We start from the raw sequence: 25,024 nt of genomic DNA on the forward strand, positions 1-25,024 counted from the left end.
GGATGCTTTTATGCCGAAGTGGTGGAATTGGTAGACACGCTGTCTTGAGGGGGCAGTGGAAAATCCGTATCGGTTCGAGTCCGGTCTTCGGCACCAAATTTTTTCTCCCTCAGAGGGATTTACAGTCGATACATTATACTCCATTCTATATGGAGAGTTTGGATAATTTTTTTGTTGAGACTTTTTGATTTTTTGGAATCGAGAATCTTTGTATGTTGTTTCATTATCTTCCAATTCTGGTGTCTATTGTAATCAGTGTCTTTATTGGAGTACTTGCTCTGATAATAGGTTGGATATTAGGACCCCATAAATCGTATAGAGATAAATTGTCTCCTTACGAATGTGGTTTCGAGGTTTTTCAGGACGCCCGAGCACCTTTTAATGTTCGTTTTTGTTTGGTGGCTATTCTCTTTGTTATTTTTGATACAGAAACTGCCTTTTTATTTCCATGGGCAGTTGTTTTACGTCACATTAGTTATCTGGGATTCTGGGCAATGATGGTTTTTTTGACAATTTTGGTGATTGGGTTTATTTATGAATGGAAATGTGGCGCTCTAGATTGGAGTGGATTTGAAAAAGTAAATGAAACAATTTTTAAATAGAGAAGGATTTCTTCTTACGTCAATTGACGATTTAGTTCGATGGGCTCGTAGCAATTCTCTATGGCCTATGACGTTTGGACTTGCGTGCTGTGCAATTGAGATGATGCAATGTGCTTCTTCTCGCTACGATTTGGATCGTTTTGGAGCGGGATTGTTTCGCCCTAGCCCTCGTCAAGCTGACGTAATGATTGTGGCCGGTACATTGTGTAATAAGATGGCTCCTGCGCTACGTAAAGTTTATGATCAGATGGCTGAACCTCGATGGGTGATTTCTATGGGTTCCTGTGCAAACGGAGGGGGGTATTATTACTATTCATATTCTGTAGTGCGAGGTTGTGATCGCATTGTACCAGTAGATTTGTATGTTCCAGGTTGCCCTCCTACGGCAGAAGCTTTGTTCTACGGCATTATGCAGCTAAGAAATAAGATTCGATATAAAAATACATTCGATCGAAAAGATTTGGGAGGAAAGGAAGGATGTCCGATAAGAATTTAATTGAGGTCATCGCAGACCGTTTTTCGAATCTTATAAAGAATCTAAATCAAAAATTTGATATGCCTACAATAGAATTGTCTCCTGATCGTCTTCTGGAAGTATGTACAGCTTTACGAGATGAACCCGAGTTCCATTTTGAGCTACTATTGGATGTATGTGGTGTGGATTATCTAGAATACGGCATCGGCGAATGGCGTACTGAAGAAACAAAAAATACAGGTTTTTCTCGAGGCTCGCAAAGAGAGATACAGAAAAAAGAAATGGTTTGGAATAAGAAACAACCCCGATTCGCTTCTGTTTATCATTTACTATCGCTACGTCATAATCATCGTTTGAGGATAAAAGTTTATCTTGATAGCGATTCTCCGACTGTACCTTCCGTTGTTACGGTGTGGAAATCGGCGAATTGGTATGAGCGAGAGGCCTTTGATCTTTTTGGTATTGTTTTTGAAGGTCATCCCGACTTGAGACGATTGTTGACCGATTATGGTTTCATTGGTTATCCTTTTCGTAAGGATTTTCCCTTGATTGGAAAGGTTGAACTTCGCTATGATGCAACACAACAACGTTGTGTTTATGATCCTGTAAGTATTCAATCTCGAATACTAGTGCCAAAAGTAGTGCGTTCTGACAATCGCTACAAAAGCGAAAAACGAAAGAATGGCCGAGATTCGTAATTTCACTTTTAATTTTGGACCGCAACATCCTGCGGCTCACGGTGTATTGAGATTGATTATCGAAGTAGACGGTGAAGTGGTTCGGAGAGTAGATCCCCATATTGGTCTTTTACATCGCGCTACGGAAAAATTAGCGGAAAGTAAACCGTACAATCAAACAATTGGTTATATGGATCGTTTGGACTATGTATCGACAATGGCTAATGAACACGGATACGTGTTGGCGATTGAAAAATTGCTAGAAATCGAACCGCCAATTCGTGCGAAATATATTCGCACGCTATTTGATGAAATTACACGAATATTGAATCATTTATTGTGGTTAGGCGCTCATGCTTTGGATATGGGAGCAATGACTGTTTTTCTTTATTGTTTTCGTGAACGAGAAGACTTGATGGATTGTTATGAGGCTGTATCTGGTGCTCGGATGCATGCTACTTATTATCGTCCGGGTGGTGTTTATCGGGATCTACCAGACAGTATGCCAAAATATAAACCTTCATACTGGCACAGCGAAAAGGAAGTTAAAAAATTGAATAAAGCTCGATCGGGTTCTTTATTGGATTTTATTTGGAATTTTACTGAGCGATTTCCTAAATTAATAGATGAATACGAAACGCTACTGACAGACAATCGAATTTGGAAACAACGTACTGTGGATATTGGAATTGTCTCTCCAGAACGAGCTTTACAATTGGGTTTTACTGGACCGATGTTGCGTGCATCCGGTGTCGCATGGGATCTTAGAAAAAAACAACCTTATGCGGCCTATGACCGAGTAGATTTTGATATTCCTATTGGAAGTAAAGGTGATTGTTACGATCGTTATTTAGTACGAATTGAAGAAATGCGTCAATCAAACCACATTATGCGTCAGTGTATAGATTGGCTACAAAAAAATCCTGGTCCTGTAGTAATCGATAACCATAAAATTGTTCCACCGAAGCGCGAAGTTATGAAACGAGATATGGAAGCGCTCATTCACCACTTTAAATTGTTTACTGAAGGTTATATTGTCCCTGAAGGGGAGTCTTATGCTGCTGTAGAGCAACCTAAAGGTGAATTTGGAGTGTACATTATTTCCGACGGATCCAATAAGCCTTATCGTGTTAAAGTGCGGGCGGCAAGCTATCCTCATCTGGCCGCAATAAATGAAATGTGCCAAGGGCATATGATTTCTGATTTGGTCGCTATCATTTCTAGTATTGATATTGTTTTTGGTGAAATAGACCGTTAATGGAACAAAAAATTGATTCTGCTCCATTTGTTATCAGTACAGAAGTGAAAAAAGAAATTGACCTCTGGCTGAAAAAATATCCAAACGATCAAAAACGATCGGCTGTTGTACCAGCATTGTTGTTTGTACAGAGACAAAACGGTGGGTGGTTAAGCGCAACGTCAATAGAAGCTGTTTCGAATTACTTAGACCTACCAAAAATATGGGTTTATGAAGTGGCTACTTTTTACGATATGTTCAATTTGAAACCAATTGGAAAATACAAAATTGGAATTTGTCAAAACATATCTTGTTTCTTGCGGGGAAGCGATGCAATCGTCTTGTGTGTCAAAGATCGATTAAGAATTGATATTGATGAAACCACCTCCGACGGTCTGTTTACTTTAAAAAGTGTAGAATGCATAGCTGCTTGCGGAGGAGCTCCTGTATGTCAGATTAATGATCGTGAGTGTTATGAAAATTTAACTCCGAAAAAAATATTAACCTTAATTGACAAATTAGAACGAAGGACGAAAAGAAATGGTTCTTAATGCAGTTTGTTATCGCACTCTACATTTATCCAAACCTTGGACACTGAAAGCATATGAGAGTGTCGGAGGTTACACAGCATTACAAAAAATTCTTAGAGAAAAAATACCTCCTGTACAGATTGTTAACGAAATTAAGATTTCTTGTTTACGAGGCAGAGGAGGAGCCGGATTTTTAACAGGACTAAAATGGGAGCTTTTTCCATGCAACAGTCGGGAACAAAAATATATTATTTGTAATTCCGATGAAAGCGAACCAGGAACATTCAAAGATCGTGATATTTTGCGATTTAATCCTCACCAAGTATTGGAAGGAATTGCAATCACTTGTTATGCATTACAGGTGAAAATTGGTTATAATTTTTTACGTGGAGAATTTTGGGAGCCTTTCAATCGGTGTGAGCAAGCGTTATTAGAAGCGCGAGACGCTGGGTTTATTGGAAAGGACGTTTTAAATTCAGGAATCGATATCGAAATTTACAATCATTTTAGTGCTGGTGCGTACATTTGCGGTGAAGAGACAGCTCTTTTAAATTCTTTAGAAGGAAAAAGAGGGTGGCCTCGATTCAAACCGCCTTTTCCTGCTAATTTTGGATTGTATGGATACCCTAGTATTATTAATAATACTGAAACTTTTGCCTCTATACCGGTGATTTTAGAAAAAGGAGGAACATGGTTTTCCAATTTAGGGATACCAAAAAATGGAGGAACTAAAATTTTTTCTGTGAGTGGACATGTAGAGAAACCAGGAAACTATGAGGTACCTTTAGGCACCCCGTTTTCTGATTTACTAGAAATGGCGGGAGGTATGCTCAGGGGTAGTAAGCTAAAGGCGGTAATTCCTGGAGGTAGCTCAATGCCTGTACTTCCAGCTGGAATTATAATGAAAGCTACTATGAGTTTTGATGGAATCGCAGAAGTAGGATCTATGTTGGGTTCTGGAGGTGTTATTGTAATGAATCATTCTACTTGTATGGTAGGAGTGTTGCAACGTATTTCCAAATTTTATATGCACGAATCCTGCGGTCAATGTACGCCTTGTCGAGAAGGTACAGGGTGGATGTATCGTCTAGTTTATCGAATTGAAACAGGAGAAGGAACTAAACAAGATTTAATACAGCTTGGTCGGATAGCTCGAGGTATCGAAGGTCGTACCATTTGCGCTTTTGGAGAAGCCGCTTCATGGCCTGTTACCGGAATGCTCAAACATTTTTACGACGAATTTCTGTACCACATACAATACGGGAGGTGTGTGGTGTAAGTACGTATCGAGAGCAGGTTTCATTTGTGAGAAACGAAAAACATGTTCGAAATCGAGATAGACAATAAGAAAATAACGGTAGAGAAAAAAGTTTCTATTATCGAAGCTGCGGATAGAATAGGTATTTATATACCAAGTTTCTGTTATCACAAAAAATTGTCTATAGCAGCCAACTGCAGAATGTGTTTAGTCGAAGTTCAAGGAATCGTAAAACTACTGCCTGCGTGCGCAACTCTGGTTACTCCTGGAATGAAAGTGCTTACCAAATCCCAAAAGGTTATAGAAGCTCAGAGATTTGTGATGGAATTTCTGTTGATAAATCATCCATTGGATTGTCCGATCTGTGATCAAGGAGGTGAGTGTGAGTTGCAAGATTTGTCGATGGGTTTTGGTCGGTCGCGTTCCGATTACGTAGAACAAAAAAGGACTGTTTTTAGTGAAGATATTGGTCCATTAATTAAAACTGAAATCACTCGTTGTATTCAATGTACTCGTTGTGTTCGGTTCGGAGAAGAAATTGCTGGGCTTCCTGAATTTGGAGTGATTAATCGTGGTGAAAAATCTGTAATATCAGCTTATATCAAGTACTTGATACAATCAGAACTATCCGGAAATGTTATTGATATTTGCCCCGTAGGGGCATTAACGGACAAACCGGCACAATATCGTGGTCGGGGTTGGGAATTTTGTGAAATTCCTACTATAGCGCCGCATGATTGTGTGGGGGGCAACATTTTCTTGCACAGTCGGTGTAAGGAATTTTCTCCTCAACATGAAATTGTACGTTCTGTTCCTCGAGAAAACGAAATGGTAAACGAAACGTGGATGAGTGATCGGGATCGTTTTAGTCATTTTGGACTTTGTCATCCCACACGTATTTATCAACCCCAAATAAAGGAAAAAACAGGATGGAAAACAGTTTCTTGGGAGAAAGCTTTACAAATTGTTAAAGATCGTACCCGATCTTTTATTGAGAGAAACGAAGTGCATCAATTAGGAGCACTTGTATCGCCCAATACTTCAGTAGAAGATCTTTACTTGTTTCAAAAATGGTTTCGAGGATTAGGAAGCGCCAATATTGACCATAGAGTGCGTTGGCAAGATTTTCGTGATCAAGAGAATTTTGCAGTTTTTCCTAACTTAGGGATTTCTATTGCTGAAATTGAAGAGATGGACGCCATTTTGTTAGTAGGATCCAATATCCGTTTTGAGCAACCTTTACTCAGTCATCGAATTAATAAAGCTCATGCCAAAAAAGCTTCGGTATTAGCTATTAATCCTATGGACTTCCCATTTATCTTTACTCTTAAGGAAAAAATGATTGTGTCACTTATGGAATTGCCGAATGCCTTAGCTCAAGTTGCCAAAATGGTAGGAAACAATATCCCTACAATTTTAGAAGAGGTTCGCCCAGAAAAAAAAGCAAAAATTATTGCAGAAGTTTTAAAAAATTCCAAAAAATCCGTAATCTTACTGGGAGAACACGCATTACGTCATAAAAATTCGTCTGCCATCAGAGCTCTTGCTCAATTCATCGGACGGCAAAGTGGAGCAAATGTAGGTTTCCTTACCGAAGGAGCAAATAGTGCTGGAGCTTGGTTAGTTGGTGCAATACCGCATCGAGGACCTGCAGGCAGACGACTGACTACAGTAGGACTGGATGCGAAAAAGATGCTAATGGAACACCGATTAAAAGCTTATTTTATACTAAATTTAGAACTTGAATTGGATTGTTCTTATCCTTTAGCAGCTATTCGCGCATTAAGAGATGCTGAACTTGTTGTGTCCTTGACTACATTTACCAATGCAAAAATGAAAGATTATTCGGATATTATATTGCCTATAGCGCCTTTTTCTGAATCGGAAGGAACGTTTGTGAATGTTGAAGGTCGTATGCAGTTATTTTCGGCGGCAGGCGTGCCTGAAAAGAATGCACAAACTGGATGGAAGGTATTTAGAGTACTTGGAAATTGCTTTGAGTTGCCGGGATTCGGCTATAAAAAAATTCAAGACGTACGTCATGAAATTTCCCAAATTATCCCAGAGCTTTCGTGGGATGAAGAGAAGACAGTCTGTACAGAAGAAAAAAATCGTTCATTTTTTGCATTGAATTCTGAATGTGTTTTAAAATTGCAGAAAAAAAATTCTGTGCTGACGCGTTTAGCGCCATGGCCTATGGTCCGAACGGATAATTTGGTACGCCGTTCCAATCCATTGCAAAAAACTTTGAAAAATCAGATGTTTTCTTCTTCTATAGGACTCAATTATAAGACCGCTTCTCGATTAGGATTTAAAGCAGGAGATCAAATTTCTGCGATACAAGACCAACATTGCATTACTCTGCCTTTGGTGATAGAAGATCGATTAGCAAATAATACGGTATTTTTAGCATCGGGATTGAATCAAACAGCGGGTTTTGGTCGAGCGGAATCGGAAATTATTCTAAAGAGAAGCAAATAGTGTCGAATCAGTGGGTTTTCTTGGCTTTGGTAGTCGTCAAAATTTTCATTGTTTTAGTTCCATTAATGCTTGTAACTACCTTTTTGACGTTCGCTGAGCGAAAGATTATTGGATATATGCAATCTCGAGTAGGACCAAATCGTGTGGGATTTCTGGGGTTTGCACAGCCTATTGCAGATTCGATTAAATTGCTTTCTAAAGAAATTATTATTCCCACCGCTTCAAATCGGTATCTTTATGTTAGTGCCCCGATTTTATCATTGGTACCTACTCTGGTTTCTTGGGCAATCGTTCCATTTTCTAAGAAATGGGTATTGGCCGATGTAAATGCGGGTCTGTTGTTTTTATTTTCTGTAACTTCTCTAGAAGTTTATGGGGTTGTAATTGCTGGTTGGGCGTCGAATTCTAAGTACGCCTTTTTTGGGGCGCTGCGTGCAGCAGCGCAGATGATTTCCTATGAAATTCCAATGAGTTTTGTTCTCGTTGGTGTTCTCACCATAGCGGGAACTATGAATTTGCGAGAAATTGTTTTTCGGCAGTCTGGAGGAATGTGGCATTGGTTTTGGTTACCATTGCTACCGTTGTTTGCGGTCTATTGGGTAACAGCCGTAGCGGCAACAAATCGCGCTCCTTTTGATGTGGCAGAAGGAGAATCTGAAATTGTCGCAGGTTTTCATGTGGAATGTTCTGGAATTATTTTTGCGCTTTTCTTTTTAGTGGAATATATCAACATGATCTTAATGGGAGGAATTACAACCATTATGTTTCTAGGTGGTTGGTTGTCTCCTTTCCAGGGAATTCCAATTCTTAGCACTTTTTTTTCTTGGGTACCTGAAATAGTGTGGTTTGCGCTAAAATCTTCTATTTTTATTTTTATTTATTTTTGGATACGAGCAACATTTCCGAGATATCGATATGATCAAATTATGCGTTTGTGTTGGAAAGTTTTGATACCTGTAGCATTGGTATGGGTAATTGTATTGGGATTTTTAGTAAGGTTCTAGTATCGTAGTATTTACTGTGGAACGTTTTAAAAGAAAAATCATTAAAATTATTAAAAATTTTACATTTTCAGAGCTTGTAAAAGGGCTTGTTTTAACTTTTCGTTATTTTTGTAAGAAAAAGATAACTCTTCACTATCCCGAAGAAGAAGTTCCCAGATCATTTCGTTTTCGTGGTATGCTGGCTTTACGGCGTTACGCAAACGGAGAGGAACGTTGCATTGCTTGTAAGTTATGTGAAGCGGTATGCCCTGCTTTGGCTATTACTATCGAATCAGCTCCCCGAATAGGGGATGGTTCTCGAAAGACAACGGTTTACAATGTCGATATATTTAAATGTATTTACTGTGGATTTTGTGAAGAATCATGTCCTGTTGATGCTATTGTATTAACGACAGAGATGCACTATAGCATCAAGAATCGTGGAGAAAATATTTTGACCAAGGAAAAATTGCTGATGATTGGAGATATATATGAAAAGGAAATTACGAGAAATCTTAAAAGGGATCAAAAATACAAGTAGCCGATAAGTAGTGATCTGTTAAATTAGCCGTTCATCTGAAAACTCCGTTTTTGGAAACGGGAATAAAATAAAAAATCAGCATTAAGAAATAGTTTTTTGTTTATGACGATGTATGGATTCGTATTCTTTGTTTTTTCAATTGTTCTAGTTTCTGCTGCGGTGATGGTGGTTGCGTTGCAGAACACGGTATACGCTGTATTTTTTCTCATACTCGTATTTTTTTCTAGTGCTGTTCTGTGGATAATGATGCAATCCGAATTTTTGGCTTTAGTGCTAATTTTCATTTATGTCGGTGCAATTATGACCTTGTTTTTATTTGTTGTAATGTCTTTAAATACCGCATTTTTCGGAGAGCAGAAAAGATTTACCAGATTTTTATCTCCCAGTGCAATTTCGATACTATTATTAATTTCTATAATGGCGGTTTTGATAAATTCTCACCGTTTTGGAATGAATATAGTTTCACTGCATTGCGCGTCCAGTGATTTTAGTAGTGTTAGGGTTGTAGGAAATCTTCTTTACACCAGTTATCTCTATCCTCTGGAAATTTCTGCTATTGTATTGCTCGTCGCTACCATTGCAGCAGTTACACTGGTATTGTACAGATCTGACAACATCAAAATGCAGCGAGTTTCTGAGCAATTACAGGTCACAAAATCGGACCGACTGCAAATAATCAAAGACGGAATAAAGACAGATATAAATAAATAAGGATTAAAAGGATGATTCCTCTGAGTTATGTTCTAGTAATGAGCGCAATTTTATTTGGTTTAGGATTTTTGGGAATCGTTATCAATCGTAAAAATTTCATCGTATTGTTGATGTGTATTGAAATGATTCTATTGGCAACTGACACCAATTTTATTGCTTTTTCCCGATATTTAGGAACAAGATCGGGAGAATTGTTCGTACTTTTTGTACTGACTGTAACAGCAGCTGAATCGGCTATTGGTTTAGCAATTTTGGTTGTGTTGTACCGACTTCGCGGGAATATTAATGTTGACGATATGCATAGTTTGAAGGGCTAATATACAAATGATTAAATCTCTGACCTTGTTTACTGTATTAGCGCCTTTATTGGGCTGTCTAATCTCTGGGCTGGGTGGAACGTACATTGGTCGGAAAGGAACACAATGGATTACGATCGGCTTTATAACTATTTCTTTTCTGACTGCTTTTTGGATATTTGTGTTAGTGATTGTAAATGGGATGCGTTACTATGGAACAATTTATACTTGGGGAGTCAGCGGCGGTCTTCATTTTAATATTGGTTTTATGGTAGATGCATTAACCGCTGTTATGATGTTGATTGTTATTTTTATTTCTTGGGTGGTACACATTTACAGCATTGGCTATATGGCGGACGATTCCGGATACTGTCGGTTTTTTTCTTATATGTCGATGTTTACTTTTTTCATGTTAGTACTCGTGGTGGCAAATAATTTCTTTCAACTGTTTTTTGGATGGGAAGGAGTAGGATTAGTTTCTTACCTATTGATTGGTTTTTGGTTTGAAAAAGAGTCGGCAGTATCCGGAAGTTTAAAAGCTTTTTTGATTAATCGATCCGGAGATTTTGGTTTTATCCTTGGTATTGCTGCCATTTCGGATTATTTTGGAAGTCTCGATTATCATATCGTTTTTTCGAAAGCTTCTGAAATTCTACAAAAGACAATTAATAATGTTCTTCCAAATTTTCATTGGTCTGTTCTCACAATGATTTGTATTTTACTGTTTATCGGTGCTATCGGAAAATCCGCTCAAATTCCTTTGCACGTATGGTTGCCAGAATCAATGGAAGGCCCAGTTCCGATTTCGGCTTTGATTCACGCGGCAACTATGGTGACAGCCGGTGTATTTTTAGTTGTTCGAATGTCGCCTCTTTTTGAATTGTCGCAAACAGCTTTAAGTGCAATTTTGGTTATTGGAGCCACTACAGCGCTTCTGACGGGTTTGTTGGCTTTCGTCGAATTTGATATCAAACGTATTATCGCATTTTCTACAATGTCTCAATTGGGTTATATGATGGCAGCTAATGGTGTTTCCGCCTATTCAATAGCTATTTTGCATTTGTTAACACATGCTTTTTTTAAAGCCTTATTGTTCCTGTCTGCTGGATCAGTGATCGTTGCTCTACACCACGAGCAAGATATACGTAAAATGGGAAATCTGCGAAAATATTTGCCCACGACTTACTTAACTTTTTTGATTGGAGTGTTGTCTTTGTCCGCCATTCCTCCATTTTCTGGATTTTATTCTAAGGACGTAATTATTGAAGCAGTTTTCCACTCTACTATTCCTGGAGCCCGGTACGCCTACCTTTGTTTATTGTTAGGTGTTTTTGTCACCAGTTACTATATCTTTCGCGTGTTTTTTTTAACTTTTCATTCTTCGGAACGAATAGCACCGGAATTAAAACCTATTAAAGAGACTTCGTGGAGTATGTGCAGTTCTCAATGGATTTTAGGTATTTCTTCAGCGATATTAGGAATAATTCTTATTTATTGGATTTTCTATCGTAAGCCCGGTTTGTTGGTGTCCAGTCTGAAAGTTTTACCTCAACATGATGTTTTACAGACAGTACGAACTAAATTCCAGAATGTTTTGCATATGACTTATCACTATATAGCTACGTTCCCATTTTGGAATTCTATTTTAGGTGTTTTTTCTGCTTGGGTGGCAGTGATTGCTCAACCGCGCATTCCAAAATTATTAAAACAGCGATTATCCTGGTTACATCAGGTTTTGGTAGCCAAGTATGGTTTTGACACATTCAATCGTTTCGTCTTTGTACGAGGCGGACGGACATTAGCTAATTTTTTCTTTCGGATAGGTGATTTGGAAGTATTAGATCGTCTTATTGTAGGTGGTGCGGGGCGAAATGTAATTCGTGTGGCGCAATTGATGCGTAGATTGCAATCAGGTTATCTGTATCGTTACGTTTCTGTAATGATCTTAGGATTATTAGTTTTTATAATGTGGGCAATATTAAAATAAGTACCTTCTGAGAAGGTATACTGTATTATGTCTTTGCTAAGTACACTTATTTGGCTTCCCATACTAGGGGCTGTTCCCGTTGCGGTGCTTAATAGCCCTAAACGTGCGAATCAAGCGCGTGTGTTAACTCTGGCGATAGCTCTAATTTCTTTAGTTATTTGTCTCCTGCTTTTTTTTAATTTTGATACTGCTTCTGTAGAAATGCAGTTTAGAGAGCATTTAACTTGGATTCCAACTTTTAAAATAAATTATGATCTAGGTGTTGATGGAATTTCGATGCCACTAATAGTACTTTCTTGTTTTACAACTTTATTGGTTGTTTTGGTTTCTTGGACTTCAATTACAATCAAAAAAAATATGGGGCAATATTTGTCTGCGTTTCTAATAACGCAAGGAGCTACAATAGGAGTTTTTTCTGCTCTGGATGCTATGCTTTTTTATTTTTTTTGGGAATCTATGTTAATTCCTTTGTACCTTAGCATAGGTATTTGGGGGATGAAAAAGCGTTCTTATGCAGCTATTAAATTTTTTCTATACAACTCTATGGGGTCTGCTTTATTGCTGGTGGCTTTTCTGTATTTACATGTATATTCAGGAAGTTTTTACATTCCTGACTATTATCGATTGCATATAAATATAGCCATTCAGATTTTGGTTTTTTTAGGATTTTTGGGTGCTTTTGCTGTTAAGATGCCAATATGGCCTTTTCACACTTGGTTACCTGATGTGCATACCGAAGCTCCAGTGAGTGGATCGGTGGTGCTGACTATATTGATGCTAAAACTAGGAGGATACGGATTTTTTCGATTTAGTTTGCCTATTGTCCCGGATGCAAGTCGTCATTTAGACTGGTTGATGATTGGACTTTCTTTAATCTCTATTGTGTATATTGGACTTATTTCTATCGCGCAGACGAACATGAAAAAATTGATTGCTTATTCCTCAATTACCCATATGGGATTTGTTATTTTGGGCGCATTTATGTCATTTATGATTATAATGCGTACTGGGAGTTGTCAAGATGCTTATCTCAGCCTTGAAGGAGCGATGATGCAGATGATTGCTCATTCTTTTAGTATCGGGGCTATGTTTCTAGGATTTGGAATACTTTATAAAAAACTACATTCCCAAAGAATTTCCAATTTTGGAGGTATTGCTAAAAATATGCCTTTTTTTTCATCTTTTTTCATGATTTTTTCGATGTCGAATATAGGACTTCCAGGAACTTCCGGATTCGTAGGTGAATTTATGATTTTGCTTAGCGAATTCAGAACCAGCTTTTGGATAACTTTTTTATCCGCTTCTACACTAGTGATTGGAGCAGCGTATACACTATGGATGTACAAACGTGTGTTTTACGGACCAATCACTAACATTTCAGTTTTGCGACTTGTTGATATCGGAATGATTGAAAAGATTGTTTTTACACTCATGACAGTAGCGATACTTTGGATTGGTCTTTATCCTAATGTCTTACTGAATGTATTTCATACAACCATTGGTCAGCTATTGCAGGAAACCATGCAATTAAAATTATAGGACTACAAATATGTCGACATTGCCAAATCTAGTTCTTGTTTTTCCGGAAATATTTGTGTTGTCTATGGCTCTGTTGATTTTAGTTTTCGGTAATTTCTTGAATTGTCCTCAAGTTCCTTATTATCTCACCCAATCTACCTTAATAGGAACTTTTTGGCTGATATGGTATATTTTTCCGGAGAACAAAATTTCGGCAACGCTTCTTACATTTCACCACATGTTTGTTCTGGATTATGTATCGTTTTATCTCAAGTTATGCATTTGCTTAGTGAGCTTTTGCGCGTTTTTCTATGTACGAGAATACAATCAAACGTATAAAATTCGGAATGCAGAATTTTATGTATTTGGTCTCTTGTCTTTATTAGGAATGATGATTCTAGTTTCTTCGCATAATTTGTTAATAACTTTTTTAGGAATGGAGTTGTCATTTCTTCCTACTTGTATTATGTCAATTATGACGCAGCGTCCGCAGATTCGTTGTGTTGAATCTGGAATAAAATATTTTGTAACTGGTATTGTTGCTTCTGGAATACTAGCTTATGGGATGTCTATGGTTTTTGGTGCCACTCAAAGCCTAGATTTTTCGAAGATTGCAACAGCGGTGAATCAAATACCTGCTTGTAAGAGCACAATTCTGATATTTGGTTTAGTGTTTATAGTAGCCGCCCTCGCTTTCAAATTAGGAGTAGTACCTTTTCATATGTGGATTCCTGACATTTATGAAGGCGCACCAAGTTCATCGGTTGTATTTATTTCTACAGCGCCAAAAATAGCGGCTTTTTCTGTGATTGTTCGTTTGTTAGTAAACACATTGTCTTCCTTGCAAGGGAGTTGGCGTCAAATGTTGATGGTAATGGCTGTTTTATCTATGGGTATTGGGAATTTTACTGCTATTTTGCAATCCAATGTCAAAAGAATGTTAGCCTATTCATCTATTGCTCACATGGGTTATGTGTTGCTTGGAATCGCATGTGGAACAAAGGAGGGTTATACAGCAGCTATGTTTTATGCTGTTACATATAGTTTTACAACTCTGAGTAGTTTTGGGATGATTATTTTAATGAGCTTAGAGTGCTTGGAAGAACAGGATGATATTGGGTATTTTACTGGATTGAATGATCGAAATTCGTGGTTAGCTTTTATGATGACATTAACTTTATTTTCTTTAGCAGGGATTCCACCTTCGGTCGGATTTATTGCTAAAGTGGGTATTCTTGACGCTTTGATTAGAGTCCATTTGGTATGGCTCGCAATTCTTTCTGTTTTCTTTACTGTCGTTGGAGCGTACTATTGCATCCGAATAGTGAAAGCGATGTATTTTGAGAGCCCTACTTTGACTTATAGACCTATTCAGTGTCCTTTGAGAGTAAAAATTGTTTTTTCGATCAACAGTTTGGCTGTTTTTTTAATAGGTGTGTTTCCCGAATGGTTGTACACTTTGACACATTTAGCTTTTTAAGAAATTTTTCGAACCTAATAAGGGAAGCACATTGCTAAATTTTTGCTATTTGGTAATTTTGTCTATACAATGATCCTTTTGGTGCGGGATGGAGCAGTCTGGTAGCTCGTCGGGCTCATAACCCGAAGGTCGTAGGTTCAAATCCTACTCCCGCTTTTTTTGTTGCTATACTGAAGTTGGTAGAAGGCAACAAAATACGAGGTCTTTTTTGGAATGGGTGTATTGGAATAAGAGGGCTTTTTGCCCTTTTTTGTTTTGGAGAGTAAAATAATTAAACACGTTAACGCTGCGTACAATGTACGATTTCTTATAAAATTTTGAAAATAACTCGTAATGAACTCGAGAATTAATAATGAATAAAGATATGCTACTAACAGTCGATTCGATGTCTAATGAACGCGGTGTATCAAAGGAAATTATTTTCGAAGCTATAGAGACGGCTTTAGCTGCTGTAACGGCTAAACGTTATGGCGAAGACGATGTTAAGATCTGTGTATCTATCGATCAAAAAGTCGGTGATTATAAAACTGCTCGTTGCTGGACAGTAGTAGAGGATACAGAATCTCTAGAGCTACCCGGTCAACAAATTCCTCTAAGTCAAGCACGGGAAATTGATCCTGATTTGAAAATCGGTGATGTTGTTGAGAAACCGGTTGAATCGGTGCAATTTGGTCGTATCGCGGCTCAGCAAGCCAAACAAGTAATTATTCAGAAAGTACGTGAAGCTGAGCGAGTGAAAGTCATCCAACAATATGAAAAACGAATAGGAGAACTGATTATTGGAGTCGTCAAACGAGTGACTCGCGATAGTGTTATTTTGGATATGGGCGAAAACGCAGAAGCGTTGTTACTCAGAGAAGAAACGATTCCAAGAGAAGCTTTTCGAATCAATGATCGAGTTCGTGTTTATCTATTGGCTGTTCGAAAAGATAAACGAGGACCTCAATTGCTGGTAAGTCGTACGCGATTGGAGTTTTTAATTGAATTATTCAAAATTGAAGTTCCAGAAATTGGTGAAGAGATAATTGAAATTAAAGGAGTCGCTCGAGACCCCGGTTCCCGAGCGAAAGTTTCTGTTAAAACAAATGACGTTCGGATTGATCCTATTGGAGCTTGTGTAGGTATGCGGGGGTCACGCGTTCAAGCAGTTTCCAATAAGTTAGGAGGTGAGAGAATTGACATCATTTTATGGGACGATAACCCCGCACAATTGGTAATTAATGCTATGGCTCCTGCGGAAGTTACATCTATTGTAGTAGATGAAGATTCTCGTACAATGGATCTTGCGGTCTCGGAAGAACAACTGTCTCAAGCGATTGGACGTAATGGGCAAAATATTCGATTGGCTAGTGAGTTGACAGGTTGGACCCTAAACGTTATGAGCGAAATCGAGATGGCGCAAAAGCATGAAAAAGAAGTGGACAAGATCAAATCTGTTTTTATGAAAAAATTGGATGTTGATGAAGAAGTTGCAGAAGCATTGATTCAAACAGGGTTTACGAGCTTAGAAGAAGTGGCCTATATTCCAAAAGAGGAATTGCAGAGTGTTGAAGGATTTGATGATGAAATCGCTAGTGAATTGCAACATCGCGCAAGCGATGTTTTACTCGCGCAAGCAATCTCAAATCGAGAGGAATCGAATAAACAGAATTCTGTAGAAGATTTGCTGACAATTGAAGGCATGACAGAAGATCTAGCTAGTCAACTTATAGTTCATAAGATATCAAATCGAGAAGATTTCGCGGGAAAATCGGTGGATGATTTAAAAGAGATTATCAATATTGATGCAGATCTTGCTGCCAAATTGATTATGGCAGCAAGATCTCATTGGTTTTCGAAAGAATGAGATTCATATGAACAATATAGTAAGTGTAAAGAAATTGGCCGAATTGGTACGGACAACTCCGGAGAACCTTTTAAAACAACTGAAAGATGCAGGAATTGCAATTACTCACGTTGATCAAACCATCACTAACGATCAGAAACAAAAATTACTTCTATATTTGAGAACAGCTAGTAATGTACTAGATACAAAACATTCGAAGATTGTGTTAAAGAGAAAAAAACTCAGCGTTGTTAGATTAGGAAAAAAACGTATTAATGTGGAAATACGTTCTAAACACGCTTACGAGAAATCAACCGCAGTGTCTAAAGAAGAAATTCTGTGGGAACCTTCTGTCCTGTCTCCCAAAGAACAAGTGAAGGAAAAAGAAGAAAAAATGGCTACTTATAAACCGCAGGATGTTTCTGGTGATATTGAAACCATTACAAGATCAGAAACGAATAAGAGAAGATCGGAAGAAATTAGAGAAATCTCTAAAAAAATCGTTCGTAAAGAATTTCGAGTACGTCGTAAAAACGAAGAGGATAAAGCATGGACGTGGGATCGTGAAGAACTTCACATGTCAAAATTTACCGGGGGAGAACATCGTCAGCGTAAAACAACAAACTCTACAACAGATGGAACTATTGTTTCCGTTTCATCAAAACTTGAACATGGTTTTTTGAAACCAACAACTCCTATTATTCGAGAGGTAGTAGTTCCTAAATCAATTGTTGTTTCTGATCTTGCCCAGAGAATGTCTATCAAAGCATCAGCAGTCATTAAAACTGTGGCAGAAATGGGAGTGATACTCACTACTGATCAGTGTATCGATCAAAAAACGGCAGAAACCGTTGTAAGAAAGATGGGACATAGAGCTAAACTTATTAGAGATGATACTGTTGAGAATGATTTAGAAGCTTCCTTAATAAAGGTGAAGAAAAAAACTAGAGAAGGAACAGCCGATTTATCGCCACGATCTCCTATTGTGACTATCATGGGGCATGTGGATCATGGAAAAACATCCCTTTTGGACTGTATTCGTAAAACTAAGACGACGAGTACTGAATTGGGGGGAATAACTCAGCACATTGGTGCTTATCATGTGAACACTGCATCTGGAGCAATTACCTTCTTAGATACGCCGGGGCACGAAGCGTTTACAACCATACGAGCTCGTGGAGCTAAATGTACGGATATTGTAGTGTTAGTGGTAGCAGCTGATGATGGGGTAATGCCTCAAACAATTGAAGCTATTCAGCATGCGCGGACAGCTAAGGTTCCATTTATCGTAGCAATTAACAAAATGGATAAAACGGAAGCAGATCCCAATCGGATTAAAATCGAATTATCTAAACAGGAAATTGTTCCGGAAGAATGGGGTGGGGAAACTTTGTTTCAATTAATTTCGGCCAAAACTGGAGAAGGTATCGATTCTTTACTAGAGTGTATTTTGCTACAAGCCGAAATGCTGGAACTAAAGTCTTCAAATCATGGACTTGCGCGAGGGACAGTAATCGAGTCTCGTTTGGATAAAAAAAGAGGTCCCGTAGCTACTATCTTAGTGATGAGTGGAGAGCTGCGTCTCGGAGATACACTACTAGTAGGACAGGAATATGGTCGAGTGCGTGCTATGATTGGTGATGATGGCCATCCTTGTTTGCGAGCAAGACCTTCGATTCCTGTTGAGGTATTAGGACTTTCGAATATACCGACAGCTGGCGAAGAAGCAGTAGTAGTGCAGGATGAGCGTAAAGCGCGCGAAATTGCGCGCTTTCGACAGTGGAAGAATCGCGAGATTCGTCTGACGAAAAGACAGACAATTTGTTTAGAAAGTGTTTTTGATCGCGTAAAAAAGGACACTAATACCTTGAATATTGTATTAAAATCGGACGTGCAGGGTTCTTTGGAAGCTTTGTTGTCTGCCCTCGATAAACTATCATCCGATACAGTTCAAGTAAATTTCGTTTCTAAAGGAATAGGAAGTATTACCGAATCGGATGTACATCTGGCCATTGCATCCAACGCGGTCGTTATTGGTTTTAACGTTCGAGCTGATACGCTCGCCCGTTCTTTAGCAGAACGGGAAGGGGTTGTTTTGCGCTATTATGATATAATTTACAATCTAATTGATTCAGTAAAAAAATCTCTAGATGGGTTGTCAATTCCAGAATTTGGAGAGAAGATTGTTGGTCTCGCACAAGTTCGTGAAGTTTTTCGTTCTTCCAAATTGGGAGCTGTTGCGGGGTGTATAGTGACAGAAGGGGTAGTTCGCCGTCATTTGCCTGTTCGTATATTACGTGATAATGTGGTAATCTACGAAGGGAAGATGGAGTCTCTACGTCGTTATAAGGAAGACGTAGCAGAAGTTCATCAAGGTATAGAATGCGGAGTCGGAATAAAAAGTTATGACGACATAAAAGTGGGAGATCAAATTGAAGCTTTTGAAAAAGTTCAGATTGAACGAAGAACTATCTAGTGCGATTTTAAGTCATCGAAAACAGAGGGTGGCCGGTCTCGTGCGACGGCAATTGTCCGAACTTCTTAAAAAAGAAGTCCATGATCCCAGATTGTCTTTAATTTCTGTGACGGACGCTTTTGTCTCGTCTGATCTTAGGCAGGCTAAAGTTTTTTATACATTATTGTTACCTGAAGACCACAATCTTCAAGAGATCCAAGAAGTTCTCAATAAAGCTACAGGGTACTTACGTCATCTGCTAGCCAGATCTACTATACTACGATATGCCCCCGATTTGGTATTTTATTATGATAACTCTATTGAAAAAGCGGACAGAATCCGTCGTTTGCTAAATTAGTGTGTAATGCCTTTGTATTAAAGTAGTATACAAAGAGATACGTGAGAAAAAAGATTTATTCTATTTGTTAGTTTTTTCAATTGCGTACTTGCATTGGAAAAGGCTGTATCGATTTTTTTGAGAAATCTGTTTTATACCCATTGGAAAGAAAATTTAAAATTGAGTAGAGATGTGGTTTTAGTGTGGTGTTGTGAACTATACAGCAGTGATGGTGAAGAAAGATGAATTGAATTTTTTCTTCTTCCTTCTCTTTTTTCTCTTTCCAATTGCGCAATTTCCAGTTGCACAAAATCAATGGCTATAGTTTTCAAAGGGGGAAATTATATCTGTTGGAACAAAAGATTTAGGCTTACCAACTTGTTCGAGAGGCAAAATTTTGGAGAAAAAAGTTCCTGATCCTGTTTGTTAGATTCAAACTATTGCTTGCTTCATGAAGACGAAACTATGACATGCTTTCAAGCTGTTGAAGAGAAGATAAAATCCGGACCGGAGAATTGATACGGTCAGAAATGGTATTAGTTAATGTATTGTCCTTTTTGTAATGCTGAAGATACTAAAGTGATTGATTCTAGATTGGTAAAAGAAGGCACTCAAGTACGTCGACGGAGAGAATGTTCTAAATGTCAAGAACGTTTCACTACTTTTGAAGTAGCCGAGTTGAACTTGCCGCGAATTATTAAGCAGGATGGTCGGAGAAATGCATTCGAAGAAGAGAAGTTGCGTATAGGTCTGTTGAAAGCATTAGAAAAAAGACCTATCAGTACAGAACAGATTGAATCTTCTGTCCAACGTATTGTCCATAAATTACGAGCAAGAGGAGAATGTGAAGTAAGTTCCCAGTGGGTAGGAGAATTGGTTATGGAAGAATTGCGAATTCTAGACGAAGTTGCCTATGTACGCTTTGCTTCTGTCTATCGCAGTTTCCAAAATGTCAACGCATTTTATGATGAAATTCATCGTTTGCAAAATCGGCAAAAAACTAATGAAAAATAGTAAACGTCATGAAGCACGTCGATATGCCCTACAAGCTATTTATCAATGGGATTTTAGAAAAATACAGAAGGATGTTTTTGTTAATCAATTTTTAGAAGAAAACGATGTTCTAAATAATGTAGATCTGTCTTACTTTAAGGATTTGGTAACCGGAACGATTCAGAATATTTCCGATATCAATGATTTAATGACTGTATATTTGGATCGAGATATTAGTATTGTAAATCTTGTAGAATTGGCAGTGTTGCGTTTGGGAATATACGAGTTGCTGTATCGGAAAGATGTTCCGTACAAAGTAGTGATTGATGAAGCACTATGGCTAACGAAAGAATTCGGTGCTCAGGAAGGCTACAGATACGTAAATGCAGTTCTAGATGTATTAGGCAATCAGGTACGGAAAAAAGGATACAAAATGCCGAGAGGTCGTGGACCGCACGGTCCTAAAAAATTCCGAAAGAGAAATCGGGACAAGAGAAAATAAGAACGATTGACAAAGACAGTAGACCTTATCTCTACTAAGGAGATCTTAGAGAGACCTGTGAGAAAACACTCTGGGGAAGGATCTTGCGTTCTTAGCGGAAGTCTATTTTCGCTCGTTCAAAGGCAAGACATCTCTCTTTTCTTCGCCTATATACAATTGGCGAGGACGAGCGAGAGAATGTTCTGTACTCACCATTTCCATCCAGTGAGAAATCCATCCAACAGTTCTCGATAATGCAAAAATCGCTGTAAACATATTAGAAGGAATTCCGATAGCGTGCAGAGTAAGACCTGAGTAAAAGTCTACGTTGGGATAAAGTTGCTTTTTAATAAAATAATCATCTTCCAACGCTATTTTTTCAAGCTTTTTTGCTAATTTAAACAATGTTTTGTCTCTATTTTTTGATATATCCAGAACTTTATGACAAGTTTTTTGCATTACTTTTGCTCTTGGATCGTAATTTTTGTAGATGCGGTGTCCAAAACCCGCTAGTCGGAAGGGATCGTTTTTGTCTTTTGCTTTTTTAATATATTTATTGATATTCTTCTCATGACCTATTTCTTGAAGCATAGCAAGGCAAGCTTCGTTGGCTCCCCCATGTGCCGACCCCCATAAAGTACTTATTCCTGCCGAAATACATGCAAAAGGATTAGCTCCTGTAGAACCTGCCACACGGACTGCGGTTGTAGAGGCGTTTTGTTCGTGATCAGCATGTAGTATAAAAATTTGATCCATAGCGCGAACCAAAACAGGATCTAAGAAAGAAATTCCAAACATCATATAAAGAAAATTTTCAGTGTAGGATATATCCTGACGAGGACGAATGAATGGCTGATCTATTGAATGTTTATAACTCATCGCGGTAAGAGTTGGAATTTTTGCTACTAGACGAATAGCCGACAATTCTCGATGTATAGGGTTTTTAATGTCAAGAGTATCATGATAAAATGCCGACAGCGCTCCGACTGTGGATAGTATCATAGCCATTGGGTGGGCACTGTGTTGAAATCCACCAAAGAAATGAGTCATCCGTCTGCAGACACCGATGTGTTCTTTAATAAAACGGGTGAAATCTTCCTTTTGATCGTTGTTGGGTAGTTCACCATACAAAAGTAAATGGCAAACTTCCATGTAGTCACAATCCTGCGATTCGGACAATTGATCGATGGGGTAGCCTCGGTATAGTAGGATGCCTTGTTCTCCATCGACAAAAGTAATTTTAGATTCGAAAGCGGCAGTTGAATAAAAACCTACATCCAAAGTGTAAATACCGGACTTTCCTAAAGTGTTTATGTTGATAACTTTTTTTCCTAAAACAGGAGATCGAATAGGAAATTCGGCGGACCGATTACCGAAAGAGAATTTTGCTGTACACATTCACGAACACTCCTCATAAACGAATGGTGTCAATTACGATCAAATTCGAAACTTGTCCTCCAAGTCTAACTCATTGTAAGAAAAATTTTTTAGAATTGATACTTAAAAACATACGTGTACAAATTGTTTTTTCTTTCTCATATTTTAAATACAAGTTTGTGTTTTTTTAAAAATACTATTATAATCCGCGCGCGTGCTTGAGTGTTACATACTTTTTTGAAGAAGTGACAGAGGGATGCGTGCTGAAAGAACGATAAACCTTAATCTGATTAGATTTCATTTTCCTTTGACCGCCGTTGTGTCAATTTTTCATCGGATTTCTGGATGCGTTCTTTTTTTGTGCATTCCTTTTTCGCTTTATTTCGTGTATCAATCTCTTCTTTCGGAAGAATCCTTTTTACATTTAAAACGGCTGCTCAGTCACGATTGGTGGTTGAAAGTTTTCGTATGGACTGTTCTTTCTGCGACTTTGTTTCATTTATTTTCAGGAATACGTCACCTGATGATGGATTTTGGTTTTGGAGAGTCGGTTCGTATAGGAAACGCTACAGCTTCTGCGGTTTTTGTGATTTCATCTGTTTCTATTGTATTGATAGGGATATGGATATGGGTATAGTAAATCAACAAAAGATGAGCCGTTGCTTGGGTTACAACAGTTGGTGTGTACAACGAATTACCGCTCTTTTGATCGGTGCGTATACCGTTTTTCTCATTGTTTTTTTGTTGATTCAGAAACCTGTTTCTTATAAGAAATGGTGTATTCTGTTCGCTCATATTCCAGTAAAAATTTTTACTTTGTTGACAATTTTTAGCATTTTGTGGCACGCATGGATTGGTGTGTGGATAATTCTTACCGATTACGTAAAAAATAGTCTAGTTCGATCAACATTAGAAACAACCGTTTTTTTAGTATTATTCGCTTGTTTTGTAATATGGACTGTCAAATTTTTTCAGATAGTATAGAAATTGTAGAAACAAATATGAACTCTATTCACGTTAAAGAATGCGATGTCTTGATTGTAGGTGCCGGAGGATCGGGATTGCGTGCTGCCTTAGAAATAGCGCAGTCGGAACACAAATATACAGTGATTGTTGTTTCGAAAGTTTTTCCTACCAGATCTCACACTGTCTCTGCACAAGGGGGTATAGCGGCGGCTCTAGGTAACGTAGCTTCTGACAATCCTATATGGCATATGTATGACACCGTAAAAGGTTCTGATTACTTAGGTGATCAAAACGCCATTCAGTATTTGTGCGAACAAGCTCCCTTTTCGGTATATGAATTGGAACATTACGGTCTACCTTTTTCTCGTCTACAAGACGGTCGTATCTACCAGCGTGTTTTTGGGGGGCACACTTCCGATTTCGGAAGAGAAATGGCATACCGCACTTGTTCCTGTTCCGACCGGACAGGGCATGCTGTACTGCATACACTCTACCAGAAAAATTTAGAGGCTGGAACTCTTTTCTACAGCGAATGGTACGGTATTGATTTGATTCGTGGACTTAAAGGTGGAATTGTAGGCCTAATCGCTCTAAATATAGCAACAAGCGATTTAATTTTTTTTAAATCTCGAGCGACAGTTTTCGCAACTGGAGGAGCCGGTCGGATTTATGAGACTACCAGTAACGCCTATACAAATACCGGAGATGGAATAGGTATGGCGCTTCGAGCCGGATTGCCTGTGCAAGATATGGAATTCTGGCAATTTCACCCAACGGGTATTTATGGAGTTGGATGTTTAATTACGGAAGGCGCTCGTGGTGAAGGTGGATATCTTATAAATAAATTTGGAGAACGTTTTATGAAACGCTATTCTCCTTATCTGAAGGACCTTGATTGTCGAGATGTAGTTTCGCGTTCTATTTTGCAAGAAGTGGTGATAGGAAACGGAGTAGGTTTAAAAAAGGACCATGTTTTATTAAAATTGGATCATATAGGAGAAAAAATATTGCGAGAACGATTACCAGGTATTATTGAACTTTCTGAAAAGTTTGCTAACGTCAACATAACCAAAGAACCAATACCTGTTTTGCCTACTTGCCATTATATGATGGGAGGAGTGCCTACGACCGTTTATGGACAAGTTTTGACTGTGGATGAAAGTGGTAACGATCGAGCGGTTGAAGGCATGTTTGCTGTTGGTGAGTGCGCCTGTGTGTCTGTTCATGGAGCCAATCGACTAGGAACAAATTCTCTATTGGATGTAATTGTTTTTGGTCGAGCGGTGGGTCTGTATTTGCAGGAAATATTGAAAACGGAATTGGGATATCGCTCCGAAAATCCCGATGATATCAATGCCGCTTTAGTGCGGTTTAAACGTTGGGAAAATCCAGAAAATACAGAACATCCATCGGAAATTCGTCGGGAAATGAGAAAGACTATGTCAAAAGATTTTGGTGTTTTTCGAAACGAGAATCAAATGAATCAAGGATTGAAATGTTTAAAGAGATTACGCAGACGATTGCAAAGAGCAAAATTAACAGACACCAGTCGGATGTTTAACAACGCACGAGTAGAGGCTTTGGAACTGGATAATTTGATTGAAGTGTCTTATGCAACAGCCGTTTGCGCAAAACAAAGAACAGAAAGCCGAGGGGCGCACGCTCGATTTGATTTTAAGGAACGCGATGATGTCAATTGGTTGAAACATACAATCTATTTTCGAGACGGTCGTATTGCTCATCGTCCTGTTAACATGAAACCTAAAGGCATAGAGCCGTTTCTTCCAGAAACAAGGTGAAATGTGAATAAAAAA

Annotated in this window: 22 protein-coding genes, 2 tRNA genes and 1 pseudogene; 24 read left to right on the plus strand and 1 reads right to left on the minus strand. The window is 38.4% G+C overall.

Going from position 1 to position 25,024, the window contains the following annotated elements; translation table 11 throughout:
* Window positions 1–12: 12 nt before the first annotated feature.
* From EGQ50_RS00675 to nusB, 21 genes and pseudogenes are all read left to right on the plus strand, one after another.
* A tRNA-Leu gene (locus EGQ50_RS00675) sits at window positions 13–96 on the plus strand.
* A gap of 116 nt (window positions 97–212) precedes the next feature.
* The gene (locus tag EGQ50_RS00680; protein ID WP_159747689.1) at window positions 213–602 is read left to right on the plus strand and encodes an NADH-quinone oxidoreductase subunit A; all 390 of its coding nucleotides are present in this window, start codon (window positions 213–215) and stop codon (window positions 600–602) included.
* Entirely contained in the window at window positions 583–1,098 is a 516-nt protein-coding gene (locus tag EGQ50_RS00685; RefSeq protein ID WP_159747691.1) for a NuoB/complex I 20 kDa subunit family protein, read from the plus strand. The genes EGQ50_RS00680 and EGQ50_RS00685 overlap by 20 nt, the downstream gene beginning before the upstream one ends.
* Complete coding sequence (locus EGQ50_RS00690; RefSeq protein WP_159747693.1) at window positions 1,080–1,775, plus strand: NADH-quinone oxidoreductase subunit C; 696 nt, start codon at window positions 1,080–1,082, stop codon at window positions 1,773–1,775. Before EGQ50_RS00685 ends, EGQ50_RS00690 begins: the two co-directional genes overlap by 19 nt.
* Entirely contained in the window at window positions 1,759–3,012 is a 1,254-nt protein-coding gene (locus EGQ50_RS00695; RefSeq protein ID WP_159747695.1) for an NADH-quinone oxidoreductase subunit D, read from the plus strand. Before EGQ50_RS00690 ends, EGQ50_RS00695 begins: the two co-directional genes overlap by 17 nt.
* Window positions 3,012–3,542: an NADH-quinone oxidoreductase subunit NuoE family protein gene (locus EGQ50_RS00700; protein ID WP_159747697.1), complete on the plus strand. Its 531-nt coding sequence runs from the start codon at window positions 3,012–3,014 to the stop codon at window positions 3,540–3,542. The genes EGQ50_RS00695 and EGQ50_RS00700 overlap by 1 nt, the downstream gene beginning before the upstream one ends.
* Window positions 3,532–4,800 (plus strand): NADH-quinone oxidoreductase subunit NuoF, encoded by a 1,269-nt coding sequence (gene nuoF, locus EGQ50_RS00705; RefSeq protein WP_159747699.1) that lies wholly within the window; start codon window positions 3,532–3,534, stop codon window positions 4,798–4,800. Before EGQ50_RS00700 ends, nuoF begins: the two co-directional genes overlap by 11 nt.
* Window positions 4,801–4,842: 42 nt before the next feature.
* Window positions 4,843–7,260, plus strand: a complete 2,418-nt coding sequence (gene nuoG, locus EGQ50_RS00710; RefSeq protein ID WP_159747701.1) for an NADH-quinone oxidoreductase subunit NuoG — start codon at window positions 4,843–4,845, stop codon at window positions 7,258–7,260.
* Entirely contained in the window at window positions 7,260–8,264 is a 1,005-nt protein-coding gene (gene nuoH / locus EGQ50_RS00715; RefSeq protein ID WP_159747703.1) for an NADH-quinone oxidoreductase subunit NuoH, read from the plus strand. The genes nuoG and nuoH overlap by 1 nt, the downstream gene beginning before the upstream one ends.
* A 16-nt stretch (window positions 8,265–8,280) precedes the next feature.
* Entirely contained in the window at window positions 8,281–8,784 is a 504-nt protein-coding gene (gene nuoI / locus EGQ50_RS00720) for an NADH-quinone oxidoreductase subunit NuoI (protein WP_159747705.1), read from the plus strand.
* A 108-nt stretch (window positions 8,785–8,892) separates the two neighbouring features.
* On the plus strand, window positions 8,893–9,495 hold the full coding sequence (locus EGQ50_RS00725) for an NADH-quinone oxidoreductase subunit J (RefSeq protein ID WP_246168971.1): 603 nt from the start codon (window positions 8,893–8,895) through the stop codon (window positions 9,493–9,495).
* 11 nt (window positions 9,496–9,506) lie between these two features.
* Complete coding sequence (gene nuoK, locus EGQ50_RS00730; protein ID WP_159747709.1) at window positions 9,507–9,812, plus strand: NADH-quinone oxidoreductase subunit NuoK; 306 nt, start codon at window positions 9,507–9,509, stop codon at window positions 9,810–9,812.
* Window positions 9,813–9,819: 7 nt separating this feature from the next.
* Entirely contained in the window at window positions 9,820–11,778 is a 1,959-nt protein-coding gene (gene nuoL, locus EGQ50_RS00735; RefSeq protein ID WP_159747711.1) for an NADH-quinone oxidoreductase subunit L, read from the plus strand.
* 27 nt (window positions 11,779–11,805) lie between these two features.
* The gene (locus EGQ50_RS00740) at window positions 11,806–13,317 is read left to right on the plus strand and encodes a complex I subunit 4 family protein (protein WP_159747713.1); all 1,512 of its coding nucleotides are present in this window, start codon (window positions 11,806–11,808) and stop codon (window positions 13,315–13,317) included.
* A gap of 10 nt (window positions 13,318–13,327) precedes the next feature.
* Entirely contained in the window at window positions 13,328–14,776 is a 1,449-nt protein-coding gene (nuoN, locus tag EGQ50_RS00745; protein WP_159747715.1) for an NADH-quinone oxidoreductase subunit NuoN, read from the plus strand.
* A gap of 82 nt (window positions 14,777–14,858) precedes the next feature.
* Window positions 14,859–14,932: transfer RNA gene (locus tag EGQ50_RS00750), tRNA-Met, on the plus strand.
* A gap of 196 nt (window positions 14,933–15,128) precedes the next feature.
* A complete protein-coding gene (nusA, locus tag EGQ50_RS00755; protein WP_159747717.1) occupies window positions 15,129–16,622 on the plus strand; it encodes a transcription termination factor NusA in 1,494 nt (497 codons plus the stop codon).
* Window positions 16,623–16,629: 7 nt separating this feature from the next.
* Window positions 16,630–19,077 carry a translation initiation factor IF-2 gene (gene infB / locus EGQ50_RS00760; RefSeq protein ID WP_159747719.1) on the plus strand — a complete coding sequence of 816 codons (2,448 nt, stop codon included), beginning with the start codon at window positions 16,630–16,632 and terminating at the stop codon, window positions 19,075–19,077.
* 4 nt (window positions 19,078–19,081) lie between these two features.
* Window positions 19,082–19,414, plus strand: a complete 333-nt coding sequence (gene rbfA, locus EGQ50_RS00765) for a 30S ribosome-binding factor RbfA (RefSeq protein WP_159748423.1) — start codon at window positions 19,082–19,084, stop codon at window positions 19,412–19,414.
* 522 nt (window positions 19,415–19,936) lie between these two features.
* A complete protein-coding gene (nrdR, locus tag EGQ50_RS00770; RefSeq protein WP_159747721.1) occupies window positions 19,937–20,407 on the plus strand; it encodes a transcriptional regulator NrdR in 471 nt (156 codons plus the stop codon).
* A pseudogene (gene nusB / locus EGQ50_RS00775) lies at window positions 20,397–20,807 on the plus strand (transcription antitermination factor NusB); the annotation flags it as partial. The gene nrdR and the pseudogene nusB, both read left to right, overlap by 11 nt.
* A gap of 183 nt (window positions 20,808–20,990) precedes the next feature.
* Here the strand turns inward: nusB and gltA are convergent.
* Complete coding sequence (gene gltA / locus EGQ50_RS00780) at window positions 20,991–22,265, minus strand: citrate synthase (protein WP_159747725.1); 1,275 nt, start codon at window positions 22,263–22,265, stop codon at window positions 20,991–20,993.
* A gap of 235 nt (window positions 22,266–22,500) precedes the next feature.
* On the opposite strand from gltA, the gene sdhC reads away from it, so the two are divergent.
* Genes sdhC through sdhA form a run of 3 tightly spaced genes read left to right on the plus strand, consistent with a single transcriptional unit; the run spans window position 22,501 to window position 25,009 of the window.
* Window positions 22,501–22,881, plus strand: coding sequence for a succinate dehydrogenase, cytochrome b556 subunit (gene sdhC, locus EGQ50_RS00785; RefSeq protein WP_159747727.1), 381 nt, complete (start codon window positions 22,501–22,503; stop codon window positions 22,879–22,881).
* Window positions 22,872–23,228, plus strand: coding sequence for a succinate dehydrogenase, hydrophobic membrane anchor protein (gene sdhD / locus EGQ50_RS00790; protein WP_159747729.1), 357 nt, complete (start codon window positions 22,872–22,874; stop codon window positions 23,226–23,228). The genes sdhC and sdhD overlap by 10 nt, the downstream gene beginning before the upstream one ends.
* 17 nt (window positions 23,229–23,245) lie before the next feature.
* Entirely contained in the window at window positions 23,246–25,009 is a 1,764-nt protein-coding gene (gene sdhA / locus EGQ50_RS00795) for a succinate dehydrogenase flavoprotein subunit (RefSeq protein WP_159747731.1), read from the plus strand.
* Window positions 25,010–25,024 lie beyond the last annotated feature (15 nt).

It is taken from the genome of Coxiella endosymbiont of Amblyomma sculptum, from assembly GCF_009883795.1.
Taxonomy (GTDB): Bacteria; Pseudomonadota; Gammaproteobacteria; order Coxiellales; family Coxiellaceae; genus Coxiella.

What these genes read in the sequence shown, in the direction of transcription:
- EGQ50_RS00680 (WP_159747689.1), top strand. Translation starts at nt 213, where the DNA reads ATGTTGTTTCATTATCTTCCAATTCTGGTGTCTATTGTAATCAGTGTC.
- EGQ50_RS00685 (WP_159747691.1), top strand. Translation starts at nt 583, where the DNA reads ATGAAACAATTTTTAAATAGAGAAGGATTTCTTCTTACGTCAATTGAC.
- EGQ50_RS00690 (WP_159747693.1), top strand. Translation starts at nt 1,080, where the DNA reads ATGTCCGATAAGAATTTAATTGAGGTCATCGCAGACCGTTTTTCGAAT.
- EGQ50_RS00695 (WP_159747695.1), top strand. Translation starts at nt 1,759, where the DNA reads ATGGCCGAGATTCGTAATTTCACTTTTAATTTTGGACCGCAACATCCT.
- EGQ50_RS00700 (WP_159747697.1), top strand. Translation starts at nt 3,012, where the DNA reads ATGGAACAAAAAATTGATTCTGCTCCATTTGTTATCAGTACAGAAGTG.
- nuoF (WP_159747699.1), top strand. Translation starts at nt 3,532, where the DNA reads ATGGTTCTTAATGCAGTTTGTTATCGCACTCTACATTTATCCAAACCT.
- nuoG (WP_159747701.1), top strand. Translation starts at nt 4,843, where the DNA reads ATGTTCGAAATCGAGATAGACAATAAGAAAATAACGGTAGAGAAAAAA.
- EGQ50_RS00725 (WP_246168971.1), top strand. Translation starts at nt 8,893, where the DNA reads ATGTATGGATTCGTATTCTTTGTTTTTTCAATTGTTCTAGTTTCTGCT.
- nuoK (WP_159747709.1), top strand. Translation starts at nt 9,507, where the DNA reads ATGATTCCTCTGAGTTATGTTCTAGTAATGAGCGCAATTTTATTTGGT.
- nuoL (WP_159747711.1), top strand. Translation starts at nt 9,820, where the DNA reads ATGATTAAATCTCTGACCTTGTTTACTGTATTAGCGCCTTTATTGGGC.
- EGQ50_RS00740 (WP_159747713.1), top strand. Translation starts at nt 11,806, where the DNA reads ATGTCTTTGCTAAGTACACTTATTTGGCTTCCCATACTAGGGGCTGTT.
- nuoN (WP_159747715.1), top strand. Translation starts at nt 13,328, where the DNA reads ATGTCGACATTGCCAAATCTAGTTCTTGTTTTTCCGGAAATATTTGTG.
- nusA (WP_159747717.1), top strand. Translation starts at nt 15,129, where the DNA reads ATGAATAAAGATATGCTACTAACAGTCGATTCGATGTCTAATGAACGC.
- infB (WP_159747719.1), top strand. Translation starts at nt 16,630, where the DNA reads ATGAACAATATAGTAAGTGTAAAGAAATTGGCCGAATTGGTACGGACA.
- nrdR (WP_159747721.1), top strand. Translation starts at nt 19,937, where the DNA reads ATGTATTGTCCTTTTTGTAATGCTGAAGATACTAAAGTGATTGATTCT.
- gltA (WP_159747725.1), bottom strand. Translation starts at nt 22,265, where the DNA reads ATGTGTACAGCAAAATTCTCTTTCGGTAATCGGTCCGCCGAATTTCCT.
- sdhC (WP_159747727.1), top strand. Translation starts at nt 22,501, where the DNA reads ATGCGTGCTGAAAGAACGATAAACCTTAATCTGATTAGATTTCATTTT.
- sdhD (WP_159747729.1), top strand. Translation starts at nt 22,872, where the DNA reads ATGGGTATAGTAAATCAACAAAAGATGAGCCGTTGCTTGGGTTACAAC.
- sdhA (WP_159747731.1), top strand. Translation starts at nt 23,246, where the DNA reads ATGAACTCTATTCACGTTAAAGAATGCGATGTCTTGATTGTAGGTGCC.